The sequence below is a fragment of the Bifidobacterium asteroides genome, from assembly GCF_048001765.1.
GTDB classification, from domain to species: domain Bacteria; phylum Actinomycetota; class Actinomycetes; order Actinomycetales; family Bifidobacteriaceae; genus Bombiscardovia; species Bombiscardovia asteroides_K.
The window spans coordinates 624,165-641,325 of sequence record NZ_CP181447.1 but is presented as its reverse complement, the minus strand read 5'-3'; the positions used below and the strand labels follow the sequence as shown (position 1 = coordinate 641,325).

At 61.1% G+C, this 17,161-nt stretch carries 11 protein-coding genes; 4 read left to right on the top strand and 7 right to left on the bottom strand.

Features of this window, described 5'->3' with window-relative positions; all coding sequences use genetic code 11:
• Positions 1–22 precede the first annotated feature (22 nt).
• Both murI and ACNAOV_RS02355 read left to right on the top strand, forming a co-directional pair.
• Positions 23–808: a glutamate racemase gene (murI, locus tag ACNAOV_RS02360; protein ID WP_416517807.1), complete on the top strand. Its 786-nt coding sequence runs from the start codon at positions 23–25 to the stop codon at positions 806–808.
• A 68-nt stretch (positions 809–876) separates the two neighbouring features.
• Positions 877–1,728 carry a patatin-like phospholipase family protein gene (locus ACNAOV_RS02355; RefSeq protein WP_029677877.1) on the top strand — a complete coding sequence of 284 codons (852 nt, stop codon included), beginning with the start codon at positions 877–879 and terminating at the stop codon, positions 1,726–1,728.
• Positions 1,729–1,790: 62 nt separating this feature from the next.
• Here the strand turns inward: ACNAOV_RS02355 and ACNAOV_RS02350 are convergent, their stop codons facing one another.
• Positions 1,791–2,756, bottom strand: coding sequence for an SPFH domain-containing protein (locus ACNAOV_RS02350; protein ID WP_416517806.1), 966 nt, complete (start codon positions 2,754–2,756; stop codon positions 1,791–1,793).
• A 166-nt stretch (positions 2,757–2,922) separates the two neighbouring features.
• On the opposite strand from ACNAOV_RS02350, the gene ACNAOV_RS02345 reads away from it, so the two are divergent.
• Positions 2,923–3,870, top strand: a complete 948-nt coding sequence (locus ACNAOV_RS02345) for an aldo/keto reductase (RefSeq protein WP_416517805.1) — start codon at positions 2,923–2,925, stop codon at positions 3,868–3,870.
• 123 nt (positions 3,871–3,993) lie between these two features.
• Here the strand turns inward: ACNAOV_RS02345 and ileS are convergent, their stop codons facing one another.
• The 6 genes from ileS to ACNAOV_RS02315 all read right to left on the bottom strand — a co-directional run bounded on the left by ileS (position 3,994) and on the right by ACNAOV_RS02315 (position 16,202).
• The gene (gene ileS, locus ACNAOV_RS02340) at positions 3,994–7,338 is read right to left on the bottom strand and encodes a mupirocin-resistant isoleucine--tRNA ligase (RefSeq protein WP_416517804.1); all 3,345 of its coding nucleotides are present in this window, start codon (positions 7,336–7,338) and stop codon (positions 3,994–3,996) included.
• 275 nt (positions 7,339–7,613) lie between these two features.
• Positions 7,614–8,888 (bottom strand): glutamate-cysteine ligase family protein, encoded by a 1,275-nt coding sequence (locus tag ACNAOV_RS02335; RefSeq protein WP_416517803.1) that lies wholly within the window; start codon positions 8,886–8,888, stop codon positions 7,614–7,616.
• Positions 8,889–8,958: 70 nt separating this feature from the next.
• Positions 8,959–11,259, bottom strand: a complete 2,301-nt coding sequence (locus tag ACNAOV_RS02330) for a glycoside hydrolase family 3 N-terminal domain-containing protein (protein ID WP_416517802.1) — start codon at positions 11,257–11,259, stop codon at positions 8,959–8,961.
• Between the two features lie 83 nt (positions 11,260–11,342).
• Positions 11,343–13,427: a beta-galactosidase gene (locus ACNAOV_RS02325; protein WP_416517801.1), complete on the bottom strand. Its 2,085-nt coding sequence runs from the start codon at positions 13,425–13,427 to the stop codon at positions 11,343–11,345.
• Between the two features lie 33 nt (positions 13,428–13,460).
• Positions 13,461–14,816, bottom strand: coding sequence for a glycoside hydrolase family 30 protein (locus tag ACNAOV_RS02320; protein WP_416517800.1), 1,356 nt, complete (start codon positions 14,814–14,816; stop codon positions 13,461–13,463).
• 51 nt (positions 14,817–14,867) lie between these two features.
• Positions 14,868–16,202 carry an MFS transporter gene (locus tag ACNAOV_RS02315; protein WP_416517799.1) on the bottom strand — a complete coding sequence of 445 codons (1,335 nt, stop codon included), beginning with the start codon at positions 16,200–16,202 and terminating at the stop codon, positions 14,868–14,870.
• Between the two features lie 299 nt (positions 16,203–16,501).
• On the opposite strand from ACNAOV_RS02315, the gene ACNAOV_RS02310 reads away from it, so the two are divergent.
• A complete protein-coding gene (locus ACNAOV_RS02310; RefSeq protein ID WP_416517798.1) occupies positions 16,502–17,119 on the top strand; it encodes a TetR/AcrR family transcriptional regulator in 618 nt (205 codons plus the stop codon).
• Positions 17,120–17,161: the final 42 nt, after the last annotated feature.

The window sequence follows — 17,161 nt, the reverse complement described above, 5'->3', positions numbered from 1 at the left end:
GGCTGCGAAAGGAGCGGATCACATGGCATCAGATGCACCAATCGGGATCTTCGACTCCGGGCTGGGCGGTCTGAGCGTCACCGCAGCCATCCAGAACCTTCTGCCCCGAGAAAATCTCCTCTATTTCGGCGATTCCGCCTACGCCCCTTATGGCACCAAGGAGCCGGCCCAGATCGCCCAACGCTGCCAGGTCATCGGCGACCGGTTCATGGACCAGGGCGTCAAGGCCATGGTCATAGCCTGCAACACCGCCACCAGCGTCTGCGTGGAGCAGATGCGCCGACGTTACCCGGTCCCTGTCATCGGCATGGAGCCGGCGCTGAAACTGGCCTGCACACGAGGCGGAGGCCGGCCTCAGCGGGTTCTGGTCACGGCCACCCCGCTGACTCTAAAAGAGACCAGGTTTGCGCGCCTGATGGCACGGTTCTCCGGCAGGCACACCATCCTGACCCAGCCCTGCCCAGACCTGGTGACCATTGTGGAGTCGGACAAGCTGAATGACCAGGCATTGGTCGCTGCCACCCTGCACCGCTATCTGGACCCCTATGATCTGCAGAATTTGGATGCCTTGGTTCTGGGCTGCACCCACTTCGTCTTCTTCCGCCAGTCCATCGCCAGCATCTGCCCGCCGGACCTGGCGCTGATCGACGGCAACACGGGAACGGCCCGCCACCTCAAGGATCTGCTGGCCCAAGCCGATGCCCTCAACCCGGGCCCTGGCCCCGGCAGAATACAAATCGCCAACTCTGATTCCTCACCGGCCATGCTGGACCTGTCCAAGCGGCTGCTGGCCTCCTGCTGCCCCTGAACAGCTTGTCCAACGTTCACGCATAAGCTGTCATCAAGCGCGGATTTCTGTCAGGAAACGAGGTGTCCATGGCACGCAAAAGAACAGCCGTTATCGACGTAGGCGGCGGCTACCGGTCCATCTTCGGCGCCGGAGTCTTCGACCGCTGCATGGAGCAGGGCATCACCTTCGATCACTGCTACGGGGTCTCAGCCGGAAGCGCCAATCTGGCCTCATTCCTGTCGGGCCAGCTCAGACGCTGCTACCGCTTCTACACCGTCTACTCCTCCCGCAAGGAGTACGCGAGTGTGAGCAACTTCCTGACCAAGCACACCTTCGTCGACCTGGACTACGTCTATGGCAAACTGTCAGCCCATGATGGGGAATGCCCCCTGGACTACCCTGCTTTGAAGGCCAATCCCGCCCTGTTCACCATTGTGGCCTGCAAGGCCAGTGACGGATCCACCGCTTACTTCGACAAGTCGGACCTGGCTCAGGACAACTATGACGTCCTCAAGGCTTCGTCCACTGTGCCGGTGGCCAATAAGCCCTACATGATCGATGGCGTGCCCTATCTGGACGGCGGCATCGCCGATCCAGTCCCGGTCCGCAAGGCCATGGACGAGGGCTATGAGCGCATCGTGCTGGTCCTGACGCGCCAGAGGGATATTCTGCGCGAGCAGAAGAAGGATGTCCTGCCGGCCCGAATCCTGGCCAGGACCTATCCGGCGGCCGCCGAGCGCCTGATGGAGCGCTATCGCACCTACAACGACGAGGTGGCCATAGCCAAACAAGCCGAGAAGAAGGGCCAGGTACTCATCCTGGCCCCGGATAGTCTGTGCGGGCTGACCACGCTGAGCAAGTCACTCAAGGGTCTCAACGCCATGTACGACAAGGGCTATCGGGCTGCCGAGGCTATAGCCGACTTCCTGAAAAGCTGAAATCCGCCCCCACCGGGCCTGCCATGTAAAGGGCGGATTTCTTCGGCTCCTCCTATGAGACTTTAGAGAGACGGCGCCTCGGTCCCGCTCTCTGTCCGTACCTCCCCGCGGCCGTCTCGGGAATCCACACTCTCTTGACTCTCCTGGCTGCTCTGGGCGGTCATCAATGCAGCGGTCATCTGGTTGAAGAGGTCGTTGTACCCACCGGGGGTCGACGCAGGAAGAACCAGGGTCTTGGCATTGCCGGACTCGGCCAGCGAACGCATCACATCAAGATACTGGTTGAAAAGCACCACATTGTTGACGGCGTCGATATCCATGCCCACGGCACGCAGACTGTTGATCTGGTCCACAATACCGTTGGCGATCTCCCGCCGGTAGTTGGCCTGGCCCTCGCCCTGCATCCTGGTCTTCTCCGCATCAGCCCTGGCCTGGGTCTCGATCTCGATCCGACGCGCCTCGGCACGCTCCCTAGTGGCCTCCTTCTCACGCTGGGCCGCATTGATGGAGTCCATGGCCTGCTTGACCTCGTTGGAGGGATCGATGGCAGTGACCAGGGTCTTGATGACCGAGAAACCGAAACGCTGCATCTCCTGGCCTACTGTCTGCTGTACGTCGGAGGCGATATCGTCCTTGCGGGCGAAGGCATCATCCAGGCTCAGGGCAGGAATGGCCGACCTGAGGGCGTCCTCCATGTAGGAGCGCAGCTGGCCCTCCGGATCGCCCAGCTCGTAGTAGGCCGTAGCCACGTTGGCTGCCTCCACACGGAACTGTGCAGAGACCTCAACCGTGACGAAGACGTTGTCCTTGGTCTTGGTCTCCAGCTTGACGTTCAGCTGGTTGACCCGCAGGTTGGTTCTGGTCGCCACCCGGTCCACCAGGGGGATCTTGACATGAATGCCCGCCAGGGCCACCCGCTGGTACTTGCCGAAGCGCTCGATGATGTATGCCTTTTGCTGAGGCACTACGAAGATCCCCATGAGGAAGATGATCAGCAGGACGACCAGGATGACAATGCCCAAACTCATAAGCGTTCTCCTTCGAGCTTAAAACCCTTGGATGCCGGACCCACAAACCGCCTCATTCCGGCCTTTTCAATCATTTATACACGATGAACCCGACTGAATAATCCCTTCTGACGATAAAGCGGTAATAGACTCGGCTTAAAAAAGACTTCGGACTGAAAGGATGAACATGGCAAAGCTACGTGGCATCAATGCCGATATCTTCCCCCTGGTTCTGGGCGGCAATACCTTCGGATGGACGAGCGACGAATCCGAGTCTGACCGGGTCCTGGACGCATACACGGAAGCCGGAGGCAACCTGATCGATACAGCTGACGTCTACTCGGCCTGGGCCCCGGGCCACTCCGGCGGCGAGTCCGAGATCGTCCTGGGCCGCTGGCTGGCCAAGAACGGCAACCGCAACAAGGTTCTGGTGGCCACCAAGGTCAGCCAGCACCCCCAGTACTCCGGTCTTTCGGCCAAGAACATAGAGGCCGCCGCCGACGCATCCCTGCTCAGGCTGGGCCTGGACGTGATTGACCTCTACTACGCCCACTTCGACGACAGTTCCACCCCCTTGGAGGAGACTGCGGCAGCCTTCGACAAGCTGGTCAAGGAGGGCAAGGTCCGGGCCATCGGAGTGTCCAACTACACACCGGACCGGATCCGCGAATGGTTCAGCATTGCACGCAAGGAGGACCTGACCCTGCCGGTAGCCCTGGAGCCCCAGTACAACCTGGTCTATCGCAAAACCTATGAGGGTGGCCTCATGCAGGTCGCCAAGGACGAGGATCTGGCGGTCTTCCCCTACTTCTCATTGGCCTCGGGCTTCCTGACGGGCAAATACCGGACCATGGACGACCTCAAGGGCAAGAAGCGCGAGGGCATGGTCAAGGACTTCTTCACCCAGGAGGGGCTGGACGTGGTCGCCGCCATGGACGGCATCGCCAAGGCCCACGGGGTCGAACTGGCCACCGTAGCCCTGGCATGGCTCAACCGCAGGCCTGGGATTGCGGCCCCCATCGCCTCCGCACGCACCCCTGAGCAGCTGCCGGCCCTGCTCGCTGCTGCCCATCTGGAACTGAGCGACCAGGATATGCAGACCCTGGACCAGGTCAGCGACAAGGTCAAGGGCTGATCTGCAAGCTTGATTGCCCGCAGCACGGCCAAGTGCGACGCGAGCGGACACCCATCCAGGCAGGTCGAATAGAAAAGGGCTCCCATCCAATACAGGATGGAAGCCCTTTTTATGCAGCTGCAATCAGGCCTTGACCAGGTCCACCTGCGGCTGGTCCAGATCGCCGACATCGACGGTCAGGCTGGTAGCCAGGGTCTCGTGGGCGATCAGGTCATTGAACTGCTGGGCCTTGGGGGCATCCTCGGCAGGCAGGGTCAGGGTCAGCCGAATCCGGTCGGCGATGTCCAGACCGGCGGTCTTCCGGGCATCCTGAACCTGGCGGATCAGATCCCGGGCATAGCCCTCGGCCAGGAGATCGTCGTCCAGCTGGGTGTCGAGGATGACGAAGCCGCCGGTGGGCAGGGCTGCGGAGGCCGACCTGTCGGCCTGGGAACCATCCTCCTGCTCGATCCGGTTGTCCAGCTCGTATTCCCCTGGCTCCAGGGCCACCGGTCCGTCGGGGGTTGTGACGACCACACGGCCATCCTGCTCGGACCAGTCGCCCTGCTTGGAAGCACGGATGACAAACTGGACCTGCTTGCCCAGACGAGGTCCGGCCGCTCGGGCATTGACCTTGAGATCGTGGATGATTCGCAGACCATGCTGGCCGGCCTGGTCCAGGGTGCAGAACTCCACATCCTTGATGTTGAGCTCGGACTTGAGCACGTCCACATAGGGACGGGCCGCATCGGGGTCACGAACCACCACGGTCAACCGGGACAGGGGCTGGCGGACACGGATCTGCTCGGCCTTGCGCAGGGCCAGGGTGGCCGAAACCACCTCGCGGACCTTCTCCATGGCGGCTACCAGGGCAGGATCGTCGCACAGGACCTGTCCCAGTTCGGTCTCCTGCCCGGTGGCCTCATCGGCCAGGAAGGGCCAGTCGGCCAGGTGGACCGACTCGCCGCCGGTCAGACCGCGCCAGATCTGCTCGGCCTCCATGGGTGCCAGGGGGGCCAGAACGCGGGAGAAGGCCTCCAGGGCCGTGTAGAGGGTGTCGAAGGCCTGGTGATCCTCGCTCCAGAAGCGGTCGCGATTGTTGCGGATATACCAGTTGGTCAGCACGTCGATGAAGTCGGTCACCGCATCGCAGGCATCCGAGATGGCGAAGTCGTCCAGGGCCTTCTGCACCGACTGGATCAGCCGACGGGTCCGTGCCAACAGGAAGCGGTCCATCTCCGGCAGGTCGGCCACACGGTCCGGTGTCAGCGCCTGGGCCTGGTAGCCGGCGCCCTTGTTGGCCGCGTTGGCGTAGAGCGTGTAGAAGTAGTAGGAGCTCCAGACCGGCAGCATGACCTGACGGACCGTGTCACGAATGCCATCGGCGGTGACGACCAGATTGCCGCCGCGCAGGATGGAAGAGCTCATCAGGAACCAGCGCATGGCATCGGATCCATACTTGTCGAAGACCTCGTTCACATCCGGATAGTTGCGCAGATGCTTGCTCATCTTCTGGCCGTCGGAACCCAGGACGATGCCGTGGCAGATCACATTCTTGAAGGCCGGCCGGTCGAAGAGGGCCGTGGACATGATGTGCATGGTGTAGAACCAGCCGCGGGTCTGGCCGATGTACTCCACCACAAAATCACAGGGATCCCTGTCCTCGAAGTACTGCTTGTTCTCGAAGGGGTAGTGAAACTGGGCGAAGGGCATGGACCCCGACTCGAACCAGCAGTCCAGCACATCGGTGATCCTGTGCATGGTGGACTTGCCGGTCGGGTCGTCCGGGTTGGGCCTGGTCAGCTGGTCGATCCAGGGCCGATGCATGTTGATCTGACCCTTGTCATCGGTCGGGTAACGGCCGAAGTCCTTCTTGAGCTCATCCAGGGACCCGTAGACATCCACCCGCGGGTACTTGGGATCGTCCGAGACCCAGACCGGGATGGGCGAGCCCCAGAACCTGTTGCGGGAGATGGACCAGTCGCGGGCATTGGCCAGCCACTTGCCGAACTGTCCGTCCTTGACGTTCTCGGGTATCCAGTTGATCTGCTGGTTGAGTTCCAGCAGGCGGTCCTTGATCTTGGTCACGGAGACGAACCAGCTGGAGACCGGCTTGTAGATCAGCGGGGTGCCGCAACGCCAGCAGTGGGGGTAGGAATGGACGTAGCTCTTCTCCTGGAAGAGGATGGCCCTATGCTCGGCAGGAATCCGTGCCAGGGGGCCATCGCCCGCGCGCAGGTTACGCACGATGGGCATGTTGGCATCGAAGGCCTGCAGGCCCTGGTAGTCGGGGCACTGCTCGGTGAAGACGGCCCCGGCATCGAGAACGTCCACGCTGCGGATACCCTTGGCGTTCAGGGTGTTCATATCATCCTCGCCATAGGGAGCCTGGTGGACCAGGCCGGTGCCCTCCACAGTGTCGACATAGTCGGCCGTGTAGATGGTATAGGCATTGGGACCGGGGGTGCCGCCCTCTGATTCGGCCTGCTCTCCGGCGAAATAGGGGAAGACCGGCCAGTACCGCCAGCCCTCCATCTGGGCCCCTTTGAGGGTGCGGACCACCTGGTAGTCCTCCCCCAGCTGCTTGGCGTAGTCGCCCAGACGGGCCGTGGCAATGTAGAAACGCTTGCCGGCATAGGGTCCCGAGACCGGACTGACCTCCGAGTACTCGATATCGGCGCCAACCACGATGGCCAGATTGGTGGGGACGGTCCAGGGAGTGGTGGTCCAGAAGACCGCATAGGCGTCCTCATCCCTGAGCTTGACGGCCACGGAGACGGTGGTGTCCTGCCGATCCTGGTAGACATCGGCATCCATGCGCAGCTCGTGGTTGGACAGCGGGGTCTGGTCCTTCCAGCAGTATGGCAGCACCCGGTAGCCCTCGTAGGCCAGGCCCTTCTCGTAGAGGGTCTTGAAGGCCCACATGACCGACTCCATGTAGGAGACATCCAGGGTCCTGTAGCCGTGGTCGAAGTCCACCCAGCGGGCCTGACGGTGGACGTAGTCCTTCCACTCGCTGGTGTACTTGAGCACCGAGGCGCGGCAGGCATCATTGAACTTCTCGATGCCCATCTGCTCGATCTGATCCACGCTGTCGATGCCGAGCTCGCGCTGGGCCTCCAGCTCGGCGGGCAGACCGTGGGTGTCCCAGCCGAAGACACGGTTGACCTTGTGGCCCTTCATGGTCTGGTAGCGCGGAATGACATCCTTGACGTAGCCGGTCAGCAGGTGCCCGTAGTGGGGCAGGCCGTTGGCGAAGGGCGGGCCGTCGAAGAAGACGAACTCGTTGTCGGCATGGTCGCCCGATGGGCGGCGCTCCACCGACTTGTTGAAGGTGTCGTCATGGTCCCAATAGTCCAGAACGGACTCCTCCATATTGGGGAAGGAGGGATTGGGCTTCACCTTGGCCAGAGCCGGGTCCACCACCGCCTTGGGATAGACTTCGCCATCCCGACTTGTCGCATCTGAGGTATCAGTGGTCTGATTCACCGTTCACGCTCCTCGCTGGTCGTTCATGTCGCCATGTCGAGGACGAGGGACCCATGGGGCCCACCGCGGTACCACCTCGCTTGCCCGGCCAATGACCCGTGCCGGACCGCTTGATCTGGGCTATGCGGGCCCACCCGTCGGTTCTACTGAGGACCACCGCAAGCGATCCCGTTCTTCCGAGGGCTCCCCGCTGATGACGGATCAAGGCCCATTGGTGACCAGATTATACCATCCTCAGGAAACCGGACCCACCCGTTCGCATAACGAAACAGTCGTCAGGACTGGAAGAAATCGGGATGGTGCGGATCGCCCGGCAGATCATCCAGGGTGTCCTCGGCACCCAGCGCCTGCCGCCAGAAGTCCAGGGAGCGACCATAGGGGCTGGCCTGGCCGCCGCGAACCTGCAGGTCGGCCTTGGCTGCAAGCACATCCTCCTCGCTCACCCCGTCCAAAAGCCCGACAAGTCCGACGAATCGATCCGAGTCGTAGAAGATGCCACCGACGACCTCAAGAAGTCGGCTGGCACGTTCCATGGGCAGGGAATCCCAGTGCCTGAGCTCGATGTAATTCTTCAGACGGACGTCGTTGAAGTGCGTGGTCAGGATGTGCGCTATCTCGGCATCGTTGAGCCGGCGGTCAGGATAGATCTCCCCGGCGTTCTCATGCCAGGCTATGAAGACCTGTTGCCCCTGCGGCCCCTCCACCTCCGGTGTGTGGGAGACATCGGCCACCATGAGCGGGGTGGAGAGCATGTCCACGGCATAGTCCTCCCAGCCGAAGCCGTCCTCGAACAGCCCCGGAATCAGGCCTGTGCGCTGGGTGTCGAGCCAGTCCCAGATGCGCTGGCGCCGCAGGGGCATGCGGTTGGGCTTCCCCTCAAAGATTGGAGTGTTGCGGAAGAAGTAGGCCAAAATGGGCCCGATGGCCGTGCCCAGTCGGATCTTGGCGATGGCATCGTCCTCGTCCTGGTAGTCGATGCTGATCTGGGTTGAGGCCGTGCTGCGCATCATCATGGGACCGCACTGGCCGATGCGACCCAGGTAAGTGTTCATGACCGCATAGCGTTCCTTGGGATTGACGCCCACATCCGCGTAGGACCCGGCCGGACGGTACCCGTACTCGACCAGCCGGAATCCCAGACGCTCGGCAATGGGGTCGACCTCGGCCCGGAAGCGACGGTAGAGGTCTTCGAATTCTCGGCTGTCCCGCACCACGCCCAGGGAGCACTCCACCTGGCTTCCAGGCTCCAGGGAGACCACGCAGCCCGACCTGCTCAGACCTACCAGGTGACCGTCCTCCCGGTATTCCTTATCGCCGTCGTAGCAGGGTTCCAAGGCCGACAGCAGGGCCTCGATGCCTCGCTCCCCCTCATAGGGAACCGGGGCATCGGACCCATCGTTACGGACCGGCAGATGCTCGATCTCAATGCCGAAACGCCACTGGGACCGTGGCTTGGATCCACGTGTGAAGTAGTCGACCAGGCTGGCCACATGCCGCGGATTAGGGACCGTCAACAGGTGCGCATACCCAGCGCCTACACTTTTCCTCATGCTGTCATGGTAGGAGCGGGCGAGGGCCCTGGGCAACCAACACGCGAGAAGTTCCGCTACCGGATGGTGGTCAACCCACGGTCACCGTCACAGCCTGCAGGTCCTCCCTGCGCGAGGATGACCCCACCAGCACCTGGAACTGACCGGACTCGACCCTGCGGTTGCAGTCGGCATCGACCAAGGTCCACTCGGACACCGGCAGATCGAAGACCACCTTCCGGGTCTGCCCTGGATCCAGCTGAATCCTTTGGAAGGCCTTGAGCTCGTGGTCAGCCCAGCTGACTGAGGTCACCAAGTCGCTGATATAGGCCTGGACCACCTCGGTGCCTGGCCACTGGCCGGTGTTGGTCAGGTCCACAGTCACCCTGACCGTATCCTCGGGTCCAACGGTACCCGGTCCATCGACCTGTGGCTTTCCGTATGCAAAGGTGGTGTAGCCCATGCCCTGACCGAAGGCGAAGGCCGGATCCTGGGTCAGATCGGCATAGCGGTCTCCATGCTGGCCCCGGATCTGGTTGTAGTATACCGGCAGCTGCCCGGCATGCCTGGGGAAGGTGATGGGCAGTCTGCCTGTGGGCTCAACCTTGCCGGTGAGAATCCTGGCCAGGGCACGACCGCCCTGCATGCCCGGGTCGGGCTGCCAGATCAGAGCCCTGGCCGACTGTGCGGACGGTGGCAGAATCAGCGGCTTGGAGGACATGAGCACGATGACCACGGGCTTGCCCGTCTGCGCCAGAGCATCCAGCAGATTGCGCTGAGGACCATAAAGTTCCAGGGTGGCAGTCGAACGGCCCTCGCCCACCAGCTGGACCACGTCGCCGACCACGGCCACCACCAGGTCGCTCCGTCTGGCCAGGTCCAAGGCCCTGTCGAAGCGGCCCTGATCGATCTTGGCCGGGGCCGCCACCTTGGGCCTGGGCTGGCCATCGGGGAAGAGCTTGCCCGCCGGGTCGTCGACCAGACGAAGCACGTCGACGCCCTGCTCGCAGTTGATCTGCCAGTTTTCAGGCAGCTCCTGGCGCAGACCGTCGGCCACGGTCGAGATCATCTCCCGCGGCTGATCCTTGATCCAGTCGCACTGACCCGAGCCGCCGGCCCAGTCCCCCAGCTGGTTCTGGGCATCGTCAATCAGCGGACCCACCAGGGCTATGCTGTGCGCCGAGTCATCACCGGGGCGGTCATAGGCGTCCACCCCGCCGAATAGGGGCAGGATGCCGTCGTTCTTCAAAAGAACTACCGACTCCTGGGCCACCTGGAGATTGAGCTCCTGGTGCTCCGTTGAGTTGATGATCACCTTCTGGGCCTCTGGGTCGGGCAGACGTGGATCCTCGAAGAGCCCCATGCGGAATTTCAGAGCCAGGATGTGCTTGACCGCCCGGTCAAGGTCCTTTTCGTGCAGAAGCCCGGCATCAAGTGCATCCAAGGCTCCCTGGTAGAAACCGGGCGTGGTCATGATCAGGTCGTTGCCTGCCTTGACGGCGGCCGCAGCGGCCCTGGTGTAGTCGGGCTGTACCTTCTGCTCCCAGACCATCCGGCCCACGTTGTCCCAGTCGGTGATCAGGGTGCCCTGGTAGCCCCACTGTCCGCGAAGCACGTCGTTGAGCAGCCAGTTGTTGATTGTAACCGGCACCCCGTCGATGGACTCGTAGCCCAGCATGAAGGTGGCCACACCCTCCTTGGCCAGCCGCTCGAAAGGCGGCAGGAACCAGGAGAGCAGCTTACGGTGCGAAAGGTCCGCCTCGGAGGCGTCGCGCCCGCCTTGGGTCTCGGAGTAGCCGGCGAAGTGCTTGGCCGTGGCCAGCACAGCGTCCTTGGGCAGGGTTCCGGTCATGGCTGATCCGCCCTGGTAACCGCGCACCATGGCCGAGGCCATCTCGCCGATCAGGAAGGGGTCCTCGCCGAAGGTCTCATCCACCCGGCCCCAGCGGGTGTCCCTGGCGATGCAGAGCACCGGGGAGAAGGTCCAGTGGACGCCTGTTGTGGCGACCTCCTGGGCTGTGGCCCGCCCCATCCGCTGAACCAGTTCAGGGTCGAAGGAAGCCGCCATGCCCAGTTGCTCGGGAAAAATGGTGGCCCCGCGGAAGAAGGAATGGCCGTGGATGCAGTCATCGCCGATCAGCAGAGGAATGCCCAGACGGGTGCGATGAACGGCCTTGTCAGCCTTGATCATGTTCTGCGGAGAGACATGCAGCAGGGACCCGGCGTGCTGGTCCACCACCTCCTTGTCCACTCCCGAGCGGGCATCAAGCTGCATCATCTGGCCCACCTTCTCCTCACGGGTCATCCGGCCCACCAGGTCGGCCACTCGCTCATCCACGCTTAGGTCGGGATTGCGGTAGGGCAGGTCCTCCGTCAACTTTCTTGATGCCATCTGGGCACCTTCCTTTCTTACTGAGCACTCATCCACTCATATTTGCGTCCGGTCAGTCTCAAGCCGATCAGACTGAAGCCGGTCTATCGAACGATGATCGCCAGGTCCCAGGGTCCAATGGTCATGGGCTGGCCCTGGTCCACTTGCGCCTGAGAATTAGCCTGCCCGTCGGCCACCAGCAGATGCCCTCTGTAAGGCGCTTCCAGCTTGACCTCCTTGGATGAATAATTGAGCAGGTAAGAGACCTGCTCCCCCCGGGCGTTGATGCCCTCCCGCACGGTGACCAGACCAGCCAGATCCCGGGCGGGACCGTTCAGGCCAGCTGTGTCCGCCGCATCCGAAAGTAGTATCCGCATGCCCTGGGCAGAGGGCAGGGTGCCGATCCACTCCGCGCTGCCTTGGCCGTAATCATGACGGGTCACGGCTGCGTACCGCTTCCAGACCGGGTGGTCATAGGAGGCCAGAATCTGAGTGCCGGGTCGCGGATTCAGCAGCTCAATCAGTCCCTGGCAGGCCAGTCCGGCCTGGTCGGACACATGCAGATCCAGGGTCAGGCCCTTGCCGGGACGGGTGAATTGGTTGTAGTCAATGCCGAACACGTCGGTCAGCAGGTGCGGAGCCTTGTCATGCCAGAACTTGAGGTTCTCGTCCGCCACAAAGGAGCGCAGCGTGGCCACCAGGTGACCTCCCTGATGGACATAGTCGGCCAGGGCCTTCAGCGTATCCTCATTGGTGCTGTAGAGGGCAGGAGCCAGGACCATGGCATAGCGGCCCAGCTGGGACCGGTCAGCCTTGTCGCTGATGAAATCGCACTCGATGTTGAGTTCGAAGAGGGCATCGTAGACCCGTCTGACCACATCATTGTAGGAGATCTGCCCCTGCTGACGGGGGAAGCCGGTCTCCAGGGAGAACCAGTCCAGGGCGGTCAGGGAGTCGTTGCCCACCATGATGGCGACCTTGTTGCGCTTTTGAAGGTTGATCAGGCGCTCCCCCACACCCTTCTGCGCTATCTGCATGCCGAACTGGCCGGCCTCCTCATAGGTGGGGTTGGGTTCCATATCCTGTGAAAGCAGCCCCTTCCAGTAAGTCTCGAAGGAGTTGTGGATGGAATGCCAGTGCCAGTACATGACTCCGTCAGCACCCGAGGCCAGATGGCTGTATGCCTGCAGCCGCAGCTGGCCCGGGTAGGGCAACCAGCCGTTCTGCCCCTGGGCCTCGGTTTCCAGAACCAGATAGTTGGCACCACCTTTCAGACTGCGGGTCATATCCCCGCCGAAGGCGATCTCCTTGCCGGTCAGGTCATCCTCGGTGGGATGGTAGATGTCCACACCGGCCACGTCCAGGCATCCGGCCGCTTCGAAATGATCGACGGCTGGCTGTACGCCGTATGACCAGCCCGGACCCCAGTCAAAATCGAAGTTGTGGGTGACGAACTGGTCGTCGCGGGCATATTCGCGCACAATGCCAGCCTGCCAGGCCAGGTAGCGGCTGACCTGGCTTCGACGGAAGCGGTCGAAGGCCGAACCCAGGGATGCGTTGATGGTCCCGGTCAGATCGGGAAAATCCTCCCAGGAGTCAATCCTGTTTGACCAGTAATCCAGGCCAAAGGCCGCATTGAGATGGTCCAGATCGTCATCAAAGCGCCGTCGCAGATCCTTGACGAAGAGGCGCTGCATGTCGGGCGATACGCAGTCGTAGTACTTGGTCTCATTGTCGACCTGGTAGCCAATCACCTGGGGAGTGTCCGCCACATGGCTTATAAGCCTGCGGATGACGCGCTCGCTATAGTACCGGTAGGAAGGATTGACAATGTCCATGATCTGACGAGCGCCATACCGGTTGTGGCCCTTGGGGGTGTCCGCCAAAACATCCGGATGCATGGCGACCAGCCAGGCGGGGACGGCATAGGTGGGCGTGCCCACGATGACCTGAATGCCGAAGCGCCCGGCAGCATCCAGCACCCGGTCCACATGGCTGAAGTCGAATACGCCGGGCTGGGGCTCCAGGGTGCTCCAGGTGGATTCGGCGATACGAATGGTGGTGATGCCAGCGGACTTCATCATGGACATGTCTTTGTCCACCCGCTCATAGGGCATGTATTCGTCGTAGTAGGCGCATCCGAAGATGAGCCTGTCCGGAAGGCGTGTGCGGACTGCGTTGTCTGTCATGATGAACTCCAATCTCAATCTACAGGGTTAAATTCATAGGACGAAAGTGTTGAAGGATCGTGGCTCCAGGGTCGCCTTAAAGCCTTGTCTCTCTTCGCCGTCTTCTTCCGGCCCGGAGAAGGAGAAGGGCATGGCGCGATCCAGGGCGTTCTGTGCCACGACAACAATCGATCCATCCGGATTTTCGAAGGCTGTGGCCATGGAGCTGAAATGGCCACGCGTCTCCAGCAGGCGAGCGCCCGGGCGCACATAGTGCGAGTAGTGGCGCATGACGTAATACTCGGGATTCCGCCTGACCTGGCCCGTGGTGGTGTCGATGGAGAAGAGGGAGTTCTGCCGCCATCCCCAGGTCGATATGCCCTGGCCCAGGACCATGTTCCAGTAGGTGTAGCAGGTAGCTCCAGCCCGAAGATACCGGTTGACCAGCGAGAAAACGTATTCGGCGTACTCCCAGGTGTTGCCGCCCATACCGCATTCGGACTCGGTCTGCTCCAGCTCAATCTCCGGCCAGGACTGGTGGGTGCGCTCGATGACATGCTGGCCGGCCCACTGGTAGCCGATGCCGGCAATGTACCTACGGCAATCCTCGTCGAAGAGGATGTTGTCCACGTACCGGTTGTAGTTTTCCAGGATCATGCCTTCGGGAGCGAATTTCATATCCTCGGGACCATTGAGTGTTCCCAGGAAGATGGCCGTATCCGGAGCCTCCTTGGCAAAGAGAGGACCCAGGTAGTCGCGGATGAAGATGCGCATATCCTCGCTGGACCATAGGCAGGAGGGGAATTTCTGGTCCGCAAAGACCTCGTTCTGCACGTGCAGCTGGTCGATATGGATGCCGCGGCGGTCATACTCGCGCACATACCGCAGAAGGTAGCGGGCATAGGCAGTGAGATTGCGCTCGCTCATGTCGATTCGCCCGAAATTGTAGACCTTGGGGCGTTTCATCCAGGTGGGCGGGCTCCAGGGGCTGGCGAACAGTCCCATGTCCGGCTGATACTTCTGGGCCTGGCGGATATACGGAATCAGGGTCTGCTCGTCGTGGTCGACGCTGAAATGCTCCAGGTCATAGTCGCCGTCGGTCTCGTCGTAACTGTACCAACTCGCAGCGAAGTCATTGGCGCCCACCGGGGTCCTGTTGAAGGTCAGATTCAGCTCGTCCGGGCTAAAGAGCTCACGGATGACCCCATCACGTTTCTCCTCCCCCAACTCCTGCAAGGGCAGCCACCCCAACTCATTGAAGCAGCCGCCAAACCCCCGCAAAGCCTGTAATTTGACACCGGTGCATTCCAGATCGGTTGACTTCTCCAAGGCGGAGACAGCCAAGTGCTGCTCCTGCATGGCCTGCTGCCGAGTGGTTGCAACCCAAATCGGTTCTGCATTTCTATTCATGAATCTTCTGCTCCCTTGCATGGTTTTCCTGTATGCCCGCATAGGCCGGGGTCACTTGACGTTTCTGATCATCAGGATAAAGACGCATCCCAACAGGGCGAAGACGATGGCAGTGGGGAAGGCCGCCGCATATCCCCAATTCAGCGTGATGAAGGACATGACCAGAGGGCCGGCCATCTGCCCCAGCGTGGTTGCCAGGTTCAGGATGCCCAGATCCTTGCCGGCCTCCTCCTTGCTGGGCAGGACATCGACGTTGAGCGCCTGATCGACGGATGAATAGACCCCGTAACCGAACCCGGCAATGCCGGCGTATAGATACATGCCCATGACCGTGGGGCTGATCCAGGGCATGGCGATGCCGATGGCGAAGAGGACCGAGGCGACGACCACCGGCACCTTGCGCCGTCCGATCAGGTCGGAGACAGGCCCGGAGACCAAAGAGCCCAAAAGAGATACCACCATGGTGATGACGGACATGACCGAAATGGTGGCGGCAGCCTGGGTTACGGTTTGACCCACATACTTTTCGATGATGTAGAGCTGATAAGCGGAGATCATCTGATAGCTCAGCAACATGCAGAGCCTTCCGGCGAAGGCCTTATAGAAGTCATGGGCCCCATGGAAGCGTGGAGGCTGGAAAGACTTGAGCACATCCATGAGGGTGCCTTCATCCTTGGGCAGGTAAGTAGCCGATCCTTCCTTGGGCATGATCAGAATGGCCACGACACCACCCAGGAACATGAGTACACCGGCGAGGACGAAGCCCGTGAACATATGAGTCACCAGGGCCGCGCCAATCAGGGAGCCGATGGGCGAACCGATGGTAGAGCCTGCTCCATAGAAGGCGGACAGTGTTCCGCGCACACCGGAAGGCACTCGGTCGGACAGGATGGCCACCATGGGGGCGATCATGCAGTTCAGACCGAACATGCAGAGGCAATAGACGATGGTCAACAGGACCGGGTTGGTGGTCATGCCGGTCAGGAACAGGGTTACGCCGCCCAGGACTGCACCCCCCAGGACCCATGGGGTCCGACGCCCGTACCGGGAGCGGCTGCGATCAGAAAAGTTTCCGAAGAGCAGGTTGGAAACCAACGAAGCCACAGCTGTACAGGCATTGACTATGCCCATCAGCGCCTCGGGAGCGATGCCGGGAACCTGCTTGAGATGCTCGGGAAGCAGCACGATGCTGACGATGCCCAGGCCCGACATCCATAGAATGCCGAAGGCCAGGAAGCTCGCACCAAACCGAAATAGGGTCTTTTTGGGAACCGGCTTGCCTGTTTCGGGCGATAGGAGGGGATTCCGCTGGGCTGCAGCAAGGGCGGCCTTATGCGCCTGCAGAAGTTCAGAATCTCCCGATACCGGGGTTGTTGAGTCGCTCATAGTGTCGACCTCTTTCAACTAGTCTTCTCTGACACGTCCAATGTTTGGCAGCCAACCATATCTACCAATCATTAGATAATCATACATCTAACAGTTGTTCGATAGCTTTGTCAAATCATTGACTCGGCGCAAATCAGCGAGTAACCAGTGCTTCTTTTCCCTTTACCAGACAGAGCTGAAACCTTATTGGATCATACAGCCGACGCTTTTATGAATGTGTCCCCATGTATCATGAGTATCAAAAGATCAGCAGCACCCAGGCGCTCAAAAATAGTGAAAAGGAGCCGCAGGACCATACAATGGCGAGCCGAACCAGAAAATCACCAGAAGTGAGACGGGCGGAAATCACAGAAGCCGCCGCCCACCTCATCAGCCAGCATGGGTACAACGGCATATCACTCAAAGACGTCGCTGACATGGTGGGAATGTCCCAGCCGGGCGTCCTCCATTACGTAGGCAGCAAGGAAGGCCTGCTCTCCCTTTTGGTCACCGATATCTATGACGTCAATGGCACCCCAGAGGAATTCGTGCAGACAGACCTGCCCGGGTCCGACCCCGATCATCCTCATCTTCCGGCCTATTTTGACTATCTGGTCGCCCACAACGCGGGACAGCCTGAACTCACCCAGCTATATACGGTCCTGGAAACCGAGGCCATCTCCACCAGCCACCCCCTGCACGATTACTTCATCCGCAGACCGGCAGATGTCTGGGAGCACTATTCCAAATTCCCCTGGCTGCTTCCTGACGGCATAGAGTGGGCGACAGACATGCAGGGCAAGGTGAGGATGAGTCTGGAAGTCATGGACGGCATACAGATACGTCTGCTGCGTGAGCCGAAAATCGATTATATCCAAGAATGGGGCCGGTTCAAGGCTCTGATCTTCCCCTCCCCGCTCTGGGATGGATATTGCTGATCAAACCAGGCATATCAACAGTTCAACATTCGAAACCGCACC